Genomic DNA, 15,039 nt, shown 5'->3' with positions numbered 1-15,039 from the left:
CCTGCGGATCGCGTACGGCGGTTCACGTCCCTGTGGCTCGCGTACTGCGAATTCGTTCTGCGGTGTAGACCGCAGAGTGCCCGCTCGCGATTTCTCTTCCGTTGCCCGTGTGTGAACCCCGTGTTACCGAGGTTTGCGCCGCAGGTGGGCGTGGTCGAGAGGGCTGGCGTCCGGACGCCCGTCCGGGTGGGGCAGACTGGGCGGGTGAGCATTTCGTACGATTTGACGTCCGCCGGAGATGCCGCCGCAGAGGCCGCTTCCGGGCCCCGACCCCGGGTCGGGCTGCTGGGCACCGGCCCCTGGGCCCGCCGCACGCACGCCCCCGCCCTCGCCGCGCACCCCGGCTCCGAGTTCGCCGGAGTCTGGGGCCGTCGCCCCGAAGCCGCGGCCGAGCTGGCGCGCGAGTACGGGGTGAAGGTGTACGAAGACCCCGACGCGCTGTTCGCCGACTGTGACGCCGTCGCCTTCGCCCTCCCGCCCGACGTGCAGGCCCCGCTCGCCGTGCGCGCGGCCGCCGCCGGCTGCCATCTGCTGCTCGACAAACCCGTCGCCACGACCCCGGCCGCCGCGCGCGCGGTCGCCGCGGCCGTGGCCGAGCACCGGGTGGCCTCCGTCGTCTTCCTCACCCTGCGCTTCGCCGAGCCGACCGCCGGCTGGGTCGCGGAGCAGACGGAGCGCACGGGCTGGTTCACCGCAGCGGCGCACTGGCTCGGCGCGGTCTTCCCGCCCGACGGCGAACCCAGTGCCTACGCGGACTCGCCCTGGCGCAAGGCCAAGGGCGGACTGTGGGACGTGGGCCCGCACGCCCTGTCCGTACTCATTCCGGTCCTCGGCGACGTCACCGCGGTCAGCGCCACCCGCGGCCCCGCCGACGTGGTCCAGTTGGCGCTGCGCCACAGCTCCGGCGCGGCCAGCACCGCCGTGCTCAGCCTCAGCTCCCCGCGCGCGGCCGCCGGGGTGGGGCTGGAGCTGCGCGGGACCGCCGGCGTCTTCGGCCTGCCGGAGTGGAGCAACGTCCCGGAGGCCTACGGCCGCGCCCTGGACGCGCTCCTGACCTCGGCCCGCACCGGGGTGCCGGACGTACGGGGGGCGGAGTTCGGAGCCCGGCTGACGGAGATCCTGGCGGAGGCGGAGGGGCAGCTGCCGGAGTAGCCCCCCGGGGCGCGCGGGCACCCGTCCGGCCGGGTGGGGGCGCCTCCCCCATGCGGCCGGACGGTCTGAGCGGCGCCCCCGCCGTGCGCGGCGGGGGCGTTACTTGATGACCGCGTTGGCCGCGATGATGGCCAGCCCGATCGTGGCGTCGGCGACCCCGATGAGCAGCGCCGAGCCGAGCTTGTAGCCGACCCGGAGGGCCACGAAGGCGCCCCAGGCGAACAGCATCGCGGTGTTCACGCCGAGCCCGACGGCCGTGACCCCGTGCGAGTCCCAGCCGGTGAGTCCGGCGACGAGCAGGAGCAGGACCGTGGGCAGGGTGGCCGCGATCATGGGCCACTCGTTCCACAGGGCCCGCCCGAGGATCCGCCACCGGTGCCCGGCGGAGCCGGCCTGGTGGGTGCTCATGTGGTGCGAGTACCCGTGCGCGAGCCCGGCGGTGGCGGCGGTGACGAGCACCCAACTGGCGTCGTAGAAGGGGGTGTACTCCCCGCCCTTCTGGTCGAGCGCGGCCAGCAGCCCGGAGGCGAGGACGGTCCCGTACACCCCGCCGAACATCCAGTCGGCGCCGCGCCGGGGCGGGGGGAGCGCGGGGATCGGGGACACCGGGACGACCGTCGGCACCGGAGGCACCGGCGGCAGCGGCGGCTCGCCGGGCGTGCTGGATCGCGGGTGCTGCTGCTCGTTCACTATGGATCCTTTGGTGCTGTACGTCCCCTTTGTGCTGGCCCCACCCTACGAGGCGCGGGACGGGGCCGGGGTCAAGGGCCCTGGCAGGGGGGACGCGCGGTGTGCGGGGCGCCGGCGGTGGCGGGGCGCCGCGCGGACGGTGGCCGGGACGGCTCACCCCGGTGGCGTAGCTGCGGAATACCTTGGATCGCGGGCGACTTGAACCCCGCATGGCAACTCTTGGACTCATCGGAAGCGGCAACATCGGAAGCACCCTCGCGCGGCTCGCCGTGGACGCGGGGCTGGACGTGGTCCTCAGCAATTCCAGGGGACCGGAGACACTGGAGGCCCTGGTCACCGAGCTCGGCCCGCGGGCCCGGGCCGCCACCCCGGCCGAGGCGGCGTCCGCCGGCGACTGGGTCGTGGCAACCATCCCGCTCAAGAACTACCGCGAGCTGCCCGCCGACGTGCTGGCGGGCAAGGTCGTGCTCGACACGCTCAACTACTACCCGCAGCGGGACGGGGTCTTCCCCGCCCTGGAGGCGGAGGAGTCCACCACCAGCGGGCTCGTCCAGGACCACCTGTCAGGGGCGCAGGTCGTGAAGGTGTTCAACAACATCTACTTCAAGCACCTGCTCTCCCTCGCCCGCCCGGCCGGCTCCCCGGACCGCTCGGCCCTGCCGATCGCGGGCGAGGACCCGGCCGCCCGCGCGTCCGCCACCCGCCTCCTCGACCTGCTCGGCTACGACGCGGTCGACGCGGGGGCGCTCGCCGAGAGCTGGCGCTTCCAGCGCGACACGCCCGTGTACGTCCTCCCGTACGCCGAGGGCCCGGCCGGCCCGAACGGCCTCGCCGACACCCCGGCGGCCGTCGCCGACGCCGCGACCGTCCGCACCGCCCTGGCGAAGGCGGTCCGGCCGGCAGGCTCCACCGGATGAGGATCCTGACGGTCGGAGCCGGCGCCGCGGGCGGCTACTTCGGCGCGCGGCTGGCCCGGGCGGGCCGGGACGTCACCTTCCTGGTGCGCCCCCGGCGGGCCGAGGCCTTGCGGGCGCGCGGGCTGCGGGTGAGCGGGCCGGGGGAGGAGATCGAGCTCGCTCCGCAGCTCGTCACGGCCGACGCGCTGGCGCGGACGTACGCCGGGAGCTGGCGGCGGCCTTGCTGTCCGTGAAGTCCACGTCCCTCGAAGCGGCCACCCGGGACCTCGGGCCGGCGGTCGGTCCCGGGACGGCGATCCTGCCCCTGCTCAACGGAATGGCCCACCTCGACCACCTCGGGGACCGGTTCGGGGACGCGGCGGTGCTCGGCGGAGTGGCCAAGGTGGTCACCACCCTGAACGAGCACGGCGACATCCTCCGGCTGGCCCCGCCCGCCGTGGTGCTCACCGGTGAACGCGACGGCCGCCCCTCGGCGCGGGTGGACGCCGTGCGCGAGGTGCTGGCCGGGGCGGGGATCGACACCCCCGAAGTGCCCGACATCGTCGGTGCCATGTGGCACAAGTGGGTCTTCATCACCACGCTGGCGGCGGTGACCTCCCTGGCGCGCGGAACCGTCGGAGAGGTGAACTCCGCGCCCGGCGGGACCGAGTTCGGCCTGGCGGTCCTCGCGGAGGCGGCCGCCGTGTCGGCCGCCTCCGGATATCCGGTGCCGGAGTCCGAACTCGCCTTCACCGCCCGGACGCTGGCCGCCCCGGACTCGCCGCTGACCCCGTCGGTGTACCGGGACCTGCTCGCCGGTCACCCGACCGAGGTCGAGCACGTGCTCGGCGACCTGTCCGCCCGGGCCCGCGGCCTCGCCGTACCCACCCCGCTCCTCGACCTCGCGGCCCTCCAACTGCGGGTGCACCAGCGGCGGGTGGCGGCGGGGGGAGTAGGGGTCCGGTCGGGGCTGTCGTCTTAGGCCCCGGCTAGCGGGGGCCGGACGTGCGGGAGAGGGCTTCGCGGACGGCCTCCTCCGAGCGGGCCACCACCGCCGTGCCGTCCTCGGCCGTGATGATCGGACGCTGGATCAGCTTCGGGTGCGCCGCCAGGCGGCTGATCCAGGCCCCGCGGGCGGCTTCGGTCTCCTCGCGCGGCAGGTCCCGGACGCCGGCCTCCTTCGCCAGCGGGTCCGAGGTGCGGGTGATGTCCCAGGGCTCCAGGCCCAGCCGCCCCAGGACCTCGCGGATCTCGGCCTCGGACGGTACATCCTCCAGGTAGCGGCGGACGGTGTACTCGGCGCCCTCCGCGTCCAGCAGGGTCAGCGCGCTACGGCACTTCGAGCAGGCGGGGTTGATCCAGATCTCCATGCCGGAAAGCTTAGCGAGGCGCCGTCTGGCCAGGTCCTTTGTCAGTGGTCGCCGGTAAAATCGAAGGAGAAGGACAGGACGCCAACTACCGTTTGGGAGGCTGTAGATGGCCACTGCCATGACCCTGCACACCATCGGGCCCGTCAAGAAGAAGCCACTGCCGGCGGGGCTGCCCCGCGAGTGGTACGAGAGCCACAACCGGCGGCTGAAGGCGATGCGGCTGGCGATATCGCTGCTCGACTCGGGCACGTACGACGCTCAGCGCGCCACCAACCGCAAGATCCGCACGATGGCCGTCCGGACGGGCATCCGCCGGCCGTCGAACGTCACCTGCAAGCTGGTCCGCTCCTTCATCCGCGAAGCCGGGTAGGCGGGCCGGGCGGAGGCGGGCCGGGCGGGCCGGCAGGTCTCAGCCCGCGTCGGGGATCTTCGGGAAGCTGAAGTCGTAGCCCTGCTCCTTGAGCCACGGCAGCAGCTTTCCGAGGGCCTCGACGGACTGGGAGCGGTCGCCGCCCCCGTCGTGCATGAGGATCGTCGGCCCCTTGGTCTTCAACTGGTCCTGCACGGCGCTGACGATCTCGTCCGCGCCGGGCCGGTTGAAGTCGCCGGGGTCGACGTTCCAGCCGAGGTTGGCCATGCCGGCGCGGGCGGCGATCTCGCGGCTCTCGGGGGTGAAGGCGCCGCCGGGGGCGCGGTAGTACCAGATGCGGGCGGAGCCGCTCGCCTCGTCGATCATCCGCTTCGCGTCCATGATCTCCTTCACCAGGTCCGGGTGCTTCTTCGCGTTCGGGCCGGTCAGGCAGAAGGTGGCCTTCGCCCCGTGGGCCTTGAGGAGTTCGAGCGCCTTCGGGGTCCACCGCGGGTCCGGGCCGTCGTCGAGGGTGAGGTTGACGACCTTGCCCGCGTCCTCGGCCGCGTGCACCAGTGCCGAGCCCACCTGGAGCGGGGCGGGGGCCTCGATCTGCTGGTTCTGCGCCGAATCCGGTTCCGCCACCGCCTCTTCCCCGGTCAGGCCGACCACGATCGCGCCGGTGATCAGGGCGACGGCTCCGGAACCGCCGCGACGACGGCCGTGATCCGCTGGTTGTGCTTGTACGGTGCGCGCATCGAATGGGCCTCGGATTCCGTGCTCGGGGGGCTGGAAGACCCGAGCAAAACACGGAAATTGACCCAAATGGCCGCTTGTCATCGTTTGGTCATGCGTTCAGTACGGCGTGGTCATCGTGCGCCGGGGCGTCCAGGGACAGCACCAGCAGGGCCACGTCGTCGCGCGGCCCGCCCCCGGTGAAGGACCGCAAGTCCTTCCACACCGCGGCGGCCAGCCCCGCCGGATCCGTCGCCAGGACGGGCACGCGCGCGGGCAGCGGGTAGAAGTTCCCCGCCGCGTCGCGGGCCTCCGTCACCCCGTCCGTGTACATCACGAGCCGGTCCCCGGGGACGATCCGGAGCTCGGCCGGCGCCGCCGGGGTGGGACCGGCCAGGCCCAGGCCCAGCGGAGGCCCCGGGTCCACGTCGACCTCCGAGACCGTGAAACCCCGTAGCAGCAGGGGTGGGGGATGCCCGCACGACACGATCCGTACGACGTCCAGCCCGGGCGGGAACTCCAGCAGCACCGCCGTCGCGAAGAGCTCCGCGTGCGCCACCGCCTCGGCCGCCGAGTCCGCCAGCAGCCGCCGGTCCAGCCGGGCCGCCACCGTCGTGAGCTCCGCGTCGTCCAGCACCCCCTCCCGGAAGGCGCCGAGCAGCGAGGCCACGGTGCCGACGGCGGCGAGGCCGTGGCCCTGGACGTCGCCGACCAGCGCGCGCACGCCGTAGGGGCCGACCCGTACGTCGTACAGGTCGCCGCCGACCAGGGTGCCGTGCTGGGCCGCCCGGTAGAGGCCCTCGCAGCCGACCGCGCCGACCCGTTCGGGGACGGGCGGCAGGACCGCGAGCTGCGCCGCCTCCGCGACGGTGCGCACGCTCACCAACTGGGCGTCGCGGCGTTTTCGGACCCAGGCGACCATCACGCTGAGCAGGCCGATCGCCGCCACGGTCGCGAGGTCGGAGCCCCGGGCGTGGGCGATCCCGAGCGAGGGCAGCCCGATGAGGACCAGCACGACTCCGGCGAAGACGGCCGTCCCGCCGGCCCCGTAGGCGAAGGCGGCCACCGGGGGGAGCCCGGCCAGGAAGTAGCCCAGCTCGACATCGCCCGGGGTGATGCGCTGCACGAACACCAGCACGACGAGGGCCACCGCGGGCGCGAGGCGGGCCCAGCGCGGCGGCGGCGCCCCGCGCAGCCAGCCCGGCTCCTCGCGTCGGCGTCTCACCCCTCCACCCTGATCCCGGCGCCGAAGGCGCGCACGCCGGGTGGCTCCTTCCGGCGGCGACCGCGACAGTGGTGGCGTGACGGAAGCGGACGGTGCGGCGGAGCAGAGCGCGGCGATCAGTACCCGGCTGAACTGGCTGCGCGCGGGGGTGCTCGGCGCGAACGACGGGATCATCTCCACGGCGGGCCTGGTCGTCGGCGTGGCCGGGGCCACGACCTCGCGGACGGCGATCCTGGCGGCGGGCGTGGCCGGCCTGCTGGCGGGCGCGCTGTCGATGGCGGCGGGGGAGTACGTGTCGGTCAGCTCCCAGCGGGACTCGGAGAAGGCCGCGCTGGACGTGGAGCGGCGCGAGCTGGAGGAGTCGCCGCAGGAGGAGCTGGAGGAGCTGACCGGGCTGCTGATGGGCAGGGGGCTGAGCGAGCCGGTGGCGCGGGAGGCGGCGGAGCAGCTGACGGAACGGGACGCGCTGCGGGCGCACGCACGGGTGGAGCTGGGGATCAACCCCGACGAGCTGGCCAACCCCTGGCACGCGGCGGCGGCGAGCCTGGTGGCGTTCACGGTGGGGGCGCTGCTGCCGCTGCTGGCGATCGTCCTGCCGGGGGCGTCGGAGCGGGTCCCGGTGACCGTGGTCGCGGTCCTGCTGTCCCTGACCCTGTGCGGGGTGCTCAGCGCCCGGCTGGGCGGGGCCCCCGCGGCCCGGGCGATCCTGCGCAACGTCGCCGGCGGCGCGCTGGCCATGGCGGTGACCTACGCGGTCGGCACCTGGCTGGGCGCGGCCGCCTGAGGGCCCGGGGGCCCTGCACGGGGGCTCCCGGGCCGGACGGCCCCGCGGGCGTGGGCCCGCTGCCAAGATGGGGCCATGCGTATCGCAGTCACCGGTGCCACCGGGCTCATCGGCAGCGCCCTCGGGCGGTCACTGAAGGCCGACGGACACGAGGTCGTCCGCTTCGTGCGGCGGGAGCCGGCCGGGCCCGGCGAGGCGCGGTGGGACCCCGCCCGCGGGTACGTGGACCCGGCCGGGCTCGCCGGGTGCGAAGCCGTCGTGCACCTCGCCGGGGCCGGGGTCGGAGACCACCGCTGGACGGCCGCCTACAAGCGGGAGATCCGCGACAGCCGGGTCAAGGGCACGGCCGCCATCGCCTCGGCCGTCGCCGCGATGGCCGACCCGCCCGCGACGCTCGTCTGCGGATCCGCCGTCGGGTACTACGGAGACACCGGAGACCGGGCCGTCGACGAGGACTCCCCGGCCGGCGAGGGGTTCCTCCCGGAGGTCTGCGTGGCGTGGGAGGCCGCCGCCGCGCCCGCCCGGGAGGCCGGGATCCGGACCGTGTTCGCCCGTACCGGACTGGTCGTCGCCGCCGAGGGCGGTGCCTGGGGGAAGCTGTTCCCGATCTTCAAGGCCGGCATCGGCGGCCGCCTCGGCAACGGCCGCCAGTACTGGTCGTACATCTCGATGCACGACGAGATCGCCGCCCTGCGCCACATCGTCGACACCCCGGCCCTGTCCGGGCCGGTGAACCTGACCGCCCCCGAGCCCCTGACGAACCGCGAGGTCACCGCCGCGATGGGCCGGGTCCTGCACCGCCCGGCGGTGTTCGCCGTGCCCGCGCCGGTCATGCGCGTGGTGCTCGGGGAGTTCGCCCAGGACGTGCTGGGGAGTCAGCGGGTGCGCCCCGCCCGGCTGCTGGAGTCCGGGTTCGTCTTCCGGTACCCCGGGATCGAGGAGTCGATCAGGGCCGCGCTGGAGGCCTGAAACACCCCGCGGATCCGGGCCTGAAAGCCCCGGGGCTCCGGGGGAGCGCCCCGGCGCACGCGTGCGACCGCACGTGAGCCGAATGCGACCGCCGTGCGACCGGAGTTGACCGCATTACCCGCAATGGCCCGCCCAACTCGGGTTCCGCTCGACTCCGTTGGGGGAAGGAGGTTCCCCACACAGCCGGGCCGACCTCGGGGAGGGGCACGTGCTCAACAGCGCACACGCACACCATGCGGACGTGGTCATCGTAGGAGCCGGAGTCTCCGGACTCGCGGCAGCGCACCACCTGATCGCGGCCGGAGTCACGGTCATCGTCCTGGAGAGCGCCGACGACCCCGGCGGCCGGATGGCCACCGAGACCGTGGACGGCTTCCGGCTCGACCGGATCGGCCAGCTCCTCAACACCGCCTACACCGAACCGGCCCGCACCCCGGGCCTGGAAGGCCTGGTCCTCAAGCCCTTCGCGCCCGGCGCCCTCGTCCACAGCGACGGCCGCACCCTGCGCGCCGGCGCCCTCACCCCCGCCCGCGCCCTGACCAGCGGCTCCCTCGACCAGGCCCGGATCGGCGCGGCACTCGCCCGCCTCGCCGCGCTGCCCGAGGAACGCCTCCTGGCCCGCCCCGAGCGCACCGCGCACGCCGCCCTGAGCTCCAGGAGCCTCGGTACGACGCTGCGCCCGCTCCTCGCCGCGCTCCTGCGCGACCCCGCACTCACCACCTCCAGCCGCGTCGCCGACCTGGCCCTGCGCACCTTCGCGCGCGGCCGCCTCGCCGTACCCGAGGGCGGCGCCGCCACCCTGCCCGGACTGCTCGCCGCCGCGCTGCCGCCCGGCACCGTACGCACCGGGGTCCGGGTCCGCTCCGTCGCCACCAACCTGGTCACCACCGAGGACCACGGCGACTTCAGCTGCCGCTCCGCGGTCCTGGCCACCGGCGCCCGGGCCGCCGCCGAACTGCTCCCGGGACTGCGCGTGCCCGCCTTCCACCGGGTCACCGTGATGCACCACGCCACCACCACCCCGCTCCCCTGGGACGGCTCGCTGCTCCTGGACGGTGACCCGGACTGGCCCGTCGCCCACACCGCGGTGATGAGCGCGGTCGACCCGACGCGCGCCCCCGCCGGCCGCAGCCTGGTCACCACCACCGTGCTCGGCCCGCCGCCGCCCACCCGGACGGTCGCCTCGCGGCTGGCCCGGCTCTACGAGACCGCTACCCGGGACTGGGAGCTGCTCACCGTCCACCACACCCCCGAGGCGGTCCCCGCCATGCCGCCGCCCCAGGACACCCTGCGCACCGTCCGGGTCCTGGCCGGGCTGTACGTGTGCGGCGACCACCGGGACACCAACACCGTCGAGGGGGCCCTGCGCTCGGCCCGCCGAGCCGCCGCCGCCGTCCTGCGCGACTTCGGCATCCCCGTCCCGACCGCCCCGGAAGCCGCCCTCCCGGCGGCAGCCTGAACCAACCACCCACCAGGACCGGCGGTACTGCGGCCCTAGGGGCAACCACCTCCTGGAGGCTGCGCCGCCCTGCGGGCAACCACCCCTCCGGGGGCTGGTTGCCCGCAGGGCAAAATCAGCCCCTCCGGCGTTTGAGGAGCGGGGTCCGGGGCGGAGCCCCGGGAGCGGACCCGCAGGGGCACCAGGGCGCAGCCACCCGCCGGGCCCCGGGGGGCGCAGCCACCCCCGCAGCCGACCCGCAGGGTCAGGACAGCGCGGCCACCCGGTCCCGATACCCCCGCACCGCCGACGCGTCCCGATACGGCTCCAGCCGCCGCTCGAAGTCCCGTACGTACTCCACCGCCCGCACCGACCGCATCTCCATCGCCTGCTGCGCCGCCTCCGCACCCAGCGCGCACGCCTGGTCCAGCTCGCCCAGCCCGAGCCGCGCCGTGGCCAGCACCACCCGGCAGAACAGCCGCGAGCGGGCGTACGACGGCGCCCGGAGCTGCAAGGACCGCTCCGCGTGCTGCGCCGAGGCCCGGTACTGCTGGAGGTCCCGGTGGCAGTGCCCGAACTCGTCCGCGAGCTGCGCCTCGTCGTAGTCCCGCGCCCAGTGCGGTACGTCGTCCCCCGGCCGGGCCGCGCCCAGCGCCCGCTCGGCCCGCACCAGCGAGGCCGTGGAGGCCCTGACCTCCCCGAGCACCGCGTGCCCGCGCGCCTCCGCCGAGTGCAGCAGCGCCTGCACCACCGGCGGCGGCCCGGAGCCCACGCCCTGCTGGGCCACCCGGGCGAGCTGCACCGCCTCCCGGCCGTGGCCGAGGTAGACCGCCTGCCGGCTCATCGTGATCAGCACGTACGCCCCGTACGGCCGGTCCCCGGCGGCCTGGGCCAGGCGCAGCGCCTGGACGAAGTAGCGCTGGGCGAGCCCGTGCGCGGCGATGTCGTACGAGGTCCAGCCCGCGAGCCGGGTCAGATCCGCGGCGGCGGAGAACAGCCGGCGTCCGGTGGTCTCTCCGTAGGTGCCGCGCAGCATCGGCTCGGCCTCGTGCTCCAGGTACCGCACCAGGGCCTGGCGGGCATGGCCGCCCCCGTAGGCGTGGTCCAGGGTGCGGAACAGCTCGCCCACCGATCTGAGCGCCGCGATGTCGCCGCCCGTCACCCGCTGCCCGGGTCCGCGGTCGATCTGCCGCTGCCGGGGCACCGAGGCCCGTCCGGGCAGCGGACGGCTCTGCTCCGGACGGCCCTGTTCGGGAACGCGCAAGGCGGCCTGCTCCGCGCCCCGGCCGACCCGCTCGTCGGCCCGCCCGATCAGCCAGTCCCGGCTGGGCACCACCAGCCCGGCCGGGGTGAAGGCGATCTTGCGCAGCTCGGCGTGCGAACCGGAGTCCTTGCGCCACAGCCCGCTCGCGATGTCGACGGCCTCCTCGGGGGTGGCCGCGAACTCCAGCCCCGCGTACACCGGGGCGCACGCGTCCAGGCCCAGGTCCTGGGCCGACAGCCGACGCCCCAGGCGCCGGGTGAACACCTCCGCGATGAGCGCCGGGGTGGTGCCGCGCGGCTGCTGCCCGCGCAGCCAGCGGGTCACGGAGGTCTTGTCGTACCGCAGATCGAGACCGTGCTCCAGACCGAGCTGGTCGACACGGCGGGCGAGCCCGGCGTTGGAGAACCCGGCCTCGGCGATCAGCGCCGAGAGTTGCCGGTTGGGGACACGCTGGGCAGGTCGTTCCGTCATCGGCTCCACGGTCTCCTGACGTGACGGACCGGAGTCCCGGCCCTGTGAACGGCGTGAATGTAGCGGCGAACCTTGCCCGGACCGCCCTCTCTGTCCCACATTCATCCGATCGTGTGCAGAACCGGTGGGTCCCTTTACGGACCGACCCCCTCCACCCGCGTACGCTGCGCCCCATGACCCGCCGGCCCACCGGGGAGCTTCCCCCCGGCAGCTGCGAGCGCCCCGACGGCGACGACAGCCACGCAGAGTCCACGGCCCCGCCGCACGTCCCCGAGCCGGCCGCGCCCGAGCTGACCGAGGCGGAGTGCCGGCGGTGCGGGACCTACATCGCGGGTCTCGACGGGCGCTACGCGTGCGGGGTCTGCGGCTGGGTGAACGACCACTCCGAAGGGCACCGCCGGCTGCCCCGGGCGGACGAGGACCCGGACCGGCCGCCGAAGGGCCGCAGGCGGCCGAAACAGCTCCCCGGACCCCCGGATACGGGGCCTTGGGCGGTGCCCGGGACGGGCGGCTGACGGGGTGCGCGGGGGCCGCCGTACCCTTGCCTGGTGCGATAGGTGCACACAGCAAGTTCGTCGGCAGGTTCAACGAGGAGGCGCCGCGGTGGCTGAGCTTGGGTTTGTCCGCATGGGCTTCGGCCCGGAGGCCGTCGAGTACACGGTGGCCTGGGAAGAGCAGCGCCGGGTGCACGCGGCCCGCTTCGCGGACGAGATCGAGGACACCTGCCTGCTGCTGGAGCACCTGCCGGTCTACACGGCCGGTCGGCGCACCGCCGACAGCGAGCGCCCGCTCGACGGAACGCCCGTGGTGGACGTGGACCGCGGCGGCAAGATCACCTGGCACGGCCCGGGCCAGCTGGTCGGCTACCCGATCATGAAGCTGCCCCGCCCGGTCGACGTGGTCGCCCACGTCCGCCGCCTGGAGGACGCGCTGATCCGCACGGCCGCCGAGTTCGGCCTGGAGACCACCCGCGTCGAGGGGCGCAGCGGGGTCTGGGTCCTCGGCGACCCGGTGGCGGAGCGCCCGAAGATCGGCGGTCTCTCGCTGGACTTCGACCCGAGGCTGCACGACGAGGAGTTCGACCCCCGGCTGAACGGCCCCGAGTACGCCCCGTCCAACGCCGGCCAGCGCCGCGAGGACCGCAAGCTCGCCGCCATCGGCATCCGGGTCGCCAAGGGCGTCACGATGCACGGCTTCGCGATCAACGTGAACCCCGACAACACCTGGTTCGACCGGATCGTCCCCTGCGGGATCCGGGACGCCGGTGTGACCTCGCTCTCGTACGAGCTGGGCCGCGAGATCACCATCGCCGAGGTGCTGCCGGTGATCGAACGGCACCTGAAGGACGTACTGGAGCAGGCGGAGCTGCGGCCCCGGGAGACAGAGCCCGCCGCGGGCTGATCCCGGGGGGACGCCGGGGAATGGGTCGGGCCGCCCGCAGGTTGGCCGACGTAAGAGCGTATGAAATTACGGGCGTACCCTGGTGGGCGCCGAAGAATCGAAGTCACAGGGAGCCGGTCGTGTCCGCAGTCGCACCCGACGGACGCAAGATGCTGCGCCTAGAGGTCCGTAACGCCCAGACGCCCATCGAGCGCAAGCCCGAGTGGATCAAGACGCGGGCCAAGATGGGTCCCGAGTACACCAAGATGCAGGCCCTGGTGAAGGGCGAAGGACTGCACACGGTGTGCCAGGAAGCCGGCTGTCCGAACATCTACGAATGCTGGGAGGACCGCGAGGCCACCTTCCTCATCGGTGGCGACCAGTGCACCCGGCGCTGCGACTTCTGCCAGATCGACACGGGCAAGCCCGAGGCGCTGGACCGCGACGAGCCCCGCCGCGTCGGCGAGTCCGTCGTCACCATGGACCTGAACTACGCCACCATCACGGGCGTCGCGCGCGACGACCTGGCGGACGGCGGAGCCTGGCTCTACGCGGAGACCGTGCGCCAGATCCACCAGCAGACGGCGGGCCGCGAGAGCGGCCACACCAAGGTCGAGCTGCTCGCCCCGGACTTCAACGCGGTCCCGGAGCTGCTGGAAGAGGTCTTCGCCTCCCGCCCCGAGGTCTTCGCCCACAACATCGAGACGGTGCCGCGCATCTTCAAGCGGATCCGCCCCGGCTTCCGCTACGAGCGCTCGATGGACGTCATCACCCGGGCACGGGCCTACGGCCTCGTCACCAAGTCCAACCTGATCCTGGGCATGGGCGAGGAGCGCGAGGAGGTCAGCCAGGCGCTGAAGGACCTCCACGAGGCGGGCTGCGAGCTCATCACGATCACCCAGTACCTGCGGCCCTCGCCGCGCCACCACCCCGTCGAGCGCTGGGTGAAGCCGGCCGAGTTCGTGGAGCTGGCGCAGGAGGCCGAGGAGATCGGCTTCTCCGGAGTCATGTCCGGTCCGCTGGTCCGGTCCTCGTACCGCGCCGGCCGTCTCTACCAGCAGGCGATGGAGAAGCGCGCGACCGTCTGACGGCGGCCGTCTGAGCGCGGCGCGTGAGGCCCGAGTGGCACGCGAGACGCGTGGTGCGGGGGGTATGTGAACTCGCGCACAAAGTCTTACTTGCGGGTAACACCGCACCGATGCGGCCCCTAGGCTCTTCCTTGGAAGGCTCTAGTGGGCCGCATCAAGGTTTCATCACTGTTTGACGAGTCGGTCACGCCCTGGTAACACCAGTCGGTGACGATTGTTCGACGCACCGCACACACGCTTGGCAACCCCCGACGTGAGCTCCGTGAAAGGGTCGACACCATGCAGGCCGCGCCCGTACGCGCCATCGCCATTCCGTCCTTCACCGACGCCGTCCGCGGCCTGGAGTCGCTGCTCATGAGCGGCGCCCGTCGGAACGCCTGGACGGCCGTCCTCGAAGACCGCCGCAGGGCCAAGGACCGGGTCGAAACCGAGCACGTACTCGAGGCCGCGGCGACCCGGACCGAGAAGGCCACGTAAACTTCGCTGCATGGCGAGGAAGTCAAACGCAGAGACTGCTGCGAACCCCGGGCGACTGAAGCAGATCGCCCTGACGTACAAGATGACGCGCAAGGCCGACCCGAAGGTCGGTCTGATCGTCGCGGGCGTGGGAATCGTCACCTTTGGTGTCTTTCTTGCGATCGGCTTCCTGATCGACCACCCGGTCTACCTGGGCATCCTGGGCTTCCTGGTGGCGTTCCTGGCGATGGCGATCATCTTCGGACGGCGAGCCGAGACGGCCGCCTTCGGACAGATGGAGGGACAGCCGGGCGCGGCCGCGGCCGTACTGGACAACGTGGGCAGGGGCTGGAGCACCACCCCCGCCGTCGCGATGAGCAAGCAGCAGGACATCGTCCACCGGGCCGTCGGCAAGGCCGGTGTGGTCCTGATCGCCGAGGGCAACCCGAACCGGGTCAAGCCGATGCTCGCGAACGAGAAGAAGAAGCTGGCCCGGATCATGCCCGACATCCCGGTCCACGACTTCATCGTGGGCAAGGGCGAGGGCGAGGTGCCGCTCAAGAAGGTCCGTACGACCCTCATGAAGCTGCCCCGCGTGCTCTCGGGTCCCCAGATCACCCAGGTCAACGACAAACTGCGGGCCATGGGCGACTTGCTGAGCAACATGCCGATCCCGAAGGGTCCGATGCCCAAGGGGATGCGCATGCCGCGCGGCGGAAAGATGCGCTAGTCCGCTTTTCGTATACGACACAGAAGGGGGGCCCCGGGCGGC

General features: G+C 73.6%; 18 protein-coding genes. 13 read left to right on the top strand and 5 right to left on the bottom strand.

What is annotated here, in order from left to right:
• The first annotated feature begins 222 nt into the window (after positions 1-222).
• Complete coding sequence (locus tag AC061S_RS37295; protein ID WP_478690326.1) at positions 223-1,152, top strand: Gfo/Idh/MocA family protein; 930 nt, start codon at positions 223-225, stop codon at positions 1,150-1,152.
• A gap of 99 nt (positions 1,153-1,251) precedes the next feature.
• On the opposite strand, the gene AC061S_RS37290 is transcribed toward AC061S_RS37295, so the two are convergent.
• Positions 1,252-1,842 carry a hypothetical protein gene (locus AC061S_RS37290; protein WP_478690311.1) on the bottom strand — a complete coding sequence of 197 codons (591 nt, stop codon included), beginning with the start codon at positions 1,840-1,842 and terminating at the stop codon, positions 1,252-1,254.
• A gap of 209 nt (positions 1,843-2,051) precedes the next feature.
• Here AC061S_RS37290 and AC061S_RS37285 point away from each other — a divergent pair, with 209 nt between their 5' ends.
• The 3 genes from AC061S_RS37285 to AC061S_RS37275 are packed head-to-tail and all read left to right on the top strand — an operon-like array spanning position 2,052 to position 3,720.
• Positions 2,052-2,759 carry an NADPH-dependent F420 reductase gene (locus AC061S_RS37285; RefSeq protein WP_478690310.1) on the top strand — a complete coding sequence of 236 codons (708 nt, stop codon included), beginning with the start codon at positions 2,052-2,054 and terminating at the stop codon, positions 2,757-2,759.
• A complete protein-coding gene (locus AC061S_RS37280; RefSeq protein WP_478690309.1) occupies positions 2,756-2,992 on the top strand; it encodes a ketopantoate reductase family protein in 237 nt (78 codons plus the stop codon). Before AC061S_RS37285 ends, AC061S_RS37280 begins: the two co-directional genes overlap by 4 nt.
• Positions 2,989-3,720, top strand: a complete 732-nt coding sequence (locus AC061S_RS37275; protein ID WP_478690308.1) for a ketopantoate reductase C-terminal domain-containing protein — start codon at positions 2,989-2,991, stop codon at positions 3,718-3,720. Before AC061S_RS37280 ends, AC061S_RS37275 begins: the two co-directional genes overlap by 4 nt.
• A gap of 7 nt (positions 3,721-3,727) precedes the next feature.
• Here AC061S_RS37275 and AC061S_RS37270 read toward each other — a convergent pair whose 3' ends face one another.
• A complete protein-coding gene (locus AC061S_RS37270) occupies positions 3,728-4,108 on the bottom strand; it encodes an ArsC/Spx/MgsR family protein (RefSeq protein ID WP_478690307.1) in 381 nt (126 codons plus the stop codon).
• A 106-nt stretch (positions 4,109-4,214) separates the two neighbouring features.
• Between AC061S_RS37270 and AC061S_RS37265 the strand changes: the two genes are divergently transcribed.
• The gene (locus AC061S_RS37265; protein WP_478690306.1) at positions 4,215-4,478 is read left to right on the top strand and encodes a hypothetical protein; all 264 of its coding nucleotides are present in this window, start codon (positions 4,215-4,217) and stop codon (positions 4,476-4,478) included.
• A gap of 39 nt (positions 4,479-4,517) precedes the next feature.
• Here AC061S_RS37265 and AC061S_RS37260 read toward each other — a convergent pair whose 3' ends face one another.
• Complete coding sequence (locus AC061S_RS37260; RefSeq protein WP_478690305.1) at positions 4,518-5,102, bottom strand: polysaccharide deacetylase family protein; 585 nt, start codon at positions 5,100-5,102, stop codon at positions 4,518-4,520.
• A 202-nt stretch (positions 5,103-5,304) separates the two neighbouring features.
• Positions 5,305-6,417, bottom strand: a complete 1,113-nt coding sequence (locus AC061S_RS37255) for a PP2C family protein-serine/threonine phosphatase (RefSeq protein ID WP_478690304.1) — start codon at positions 6,415-6,417, stop codon at positions 5,305-5,307.
• Positions 6,418-6,493: 76 nt separating this feature from the next.
• Here AC061S_RS37255 and AC061S_RS37250 point away from each other — a divergent pair, with 76 nt between their 5' ends.
• The 3 genes from AC061S_RS37250 (at position 6,494) to AC061S_RS37240 (ending at position 9,629) form a co-directional block, all read left to right on the top strand.
• Positions 6,494-7,201 (top strand): VIT1/CCC1 transporter family protein, encoded by a 708-nt coding sequence (locus AC061S_RS37250; RefSeq protein ID WP_478690303.1) that lies wholly within the window; start codon positions 6,494-6,496, stop codon positions 7,199-7,201.
• A 75-nt stretch (positions 7,202-7,276) separates the two neighbouring features.
• Complete coding sequence (locus tag AC061S_RS37245) at positions 7,277-8,170, top strand: TIGR01777 family oxidoreductase (RefSeq protein WP_478690302.1); 894 nt, start codon at positions 7,277-7,279, stop codon at positions 8,168-8,170.
• A gap of 208 nt (positions 8,171-8,378) precedes the next feature.
• Complete coding sequence (locus AC061S_RS37240) at positions 8,379-9,629, top strand: FAD-dependent oxidoreductase (RefSeq protein ID WP_478690301.1); 1,251 nt, start codon at positions 8,379-8,381, stop codon at positions 9,627-9,629.
• Between the two features lie 244 nt (positions 9,630-9,873).
• Here the strand turns inward: AC061S_RS37240 and AC061S_RS37235 are convergent, their stop codons facing one another.
• A complete protein-coding gene (locus AC061S_RS37235; RefSeq protein WP_478690300.1) occupies positions 9,874-11,343 on the bottom strand; it encodes a regulator in 1,470 nt (489 codons plus the stop codon).
• Positions 11,344-11,516: 173 nt separating this feature from the next.
• Here AC061S_RS37235 and AC061S_RS37230 point away from each other — a divergent pair, with 173 nt between their 5' ends.
• From AC061S_RS37230 to AC061S_RS37210, 5 genes are all read left to right on the top strand, one after another.
• Positions 11,517-11,858, top strand: a complete 342-nt coding sequence (locus AC061S_RS37230; RefSeq protein ID WP_478690299.1) for a hypothetical protein — start codon at positions 11,517-11,519, stop codon at positions 11,856-11,858.
• 88 nt (positions 11,859-11,946) lie between these two features.
• Complete coding sequence (lipB, locus tag AC061S_RS37225) at positions 11,947-12,744, top strand: lipoyl(octanoyl) transferase LipB (protein ID WP_478690298.1); 798 nt, start codon at positions 11,947-11,949, stop codon at positions 12,742-12,744.
• Positions 12,745-12,863: 119 nt separating this feature from the next.
• On the top strand, positions 12,864-13,811 hold the full coding sequence (gene lipA, locus AC061S_RS37220; RefSeq protein WP_254383412.1) for a lipoyl synthase: 948 nt from the start codon (positions 12,864-12,866) through the stop codon (positions 13,809-13,811).
• A gap of 279 nt (positions 13,812-14,090) precedes the next feature.
• Positions 14,091-14,288, top strand: coding sequence for an SCO2195 family GlnR-regulated protein (locus AC061S_RS37215; RefSeq protein WP_250743563.1), 198 nt, complete (start codon positions 14,091-14,093; stop codon positions 14,286-14,288).
• Positions 14,289-14,298: 10 nt separating this feature from the next.
• Positions 14,299-14,997 (top strand): DUF4191 domain-containing protein, encoded by a 699-nt coding sequence (locus tag AC061S_RS37210; protein WP_327252398.1) that lies wholly within the window; start codon positions 14,299-14,301, stop codon positions 14,995-14,997.
• The last annotated feature ends 42 nt before the right edge of the window (positions 14,998-15,039 follow it).

The organism is Streptomyces sp. CA189, from assembly GCF_056428985.1.
The sequence above is the reverse complement of the archived record's forward strand: the minus strand, read 5'-3'. Positions and strand labels throughout refer to the sequence as shown.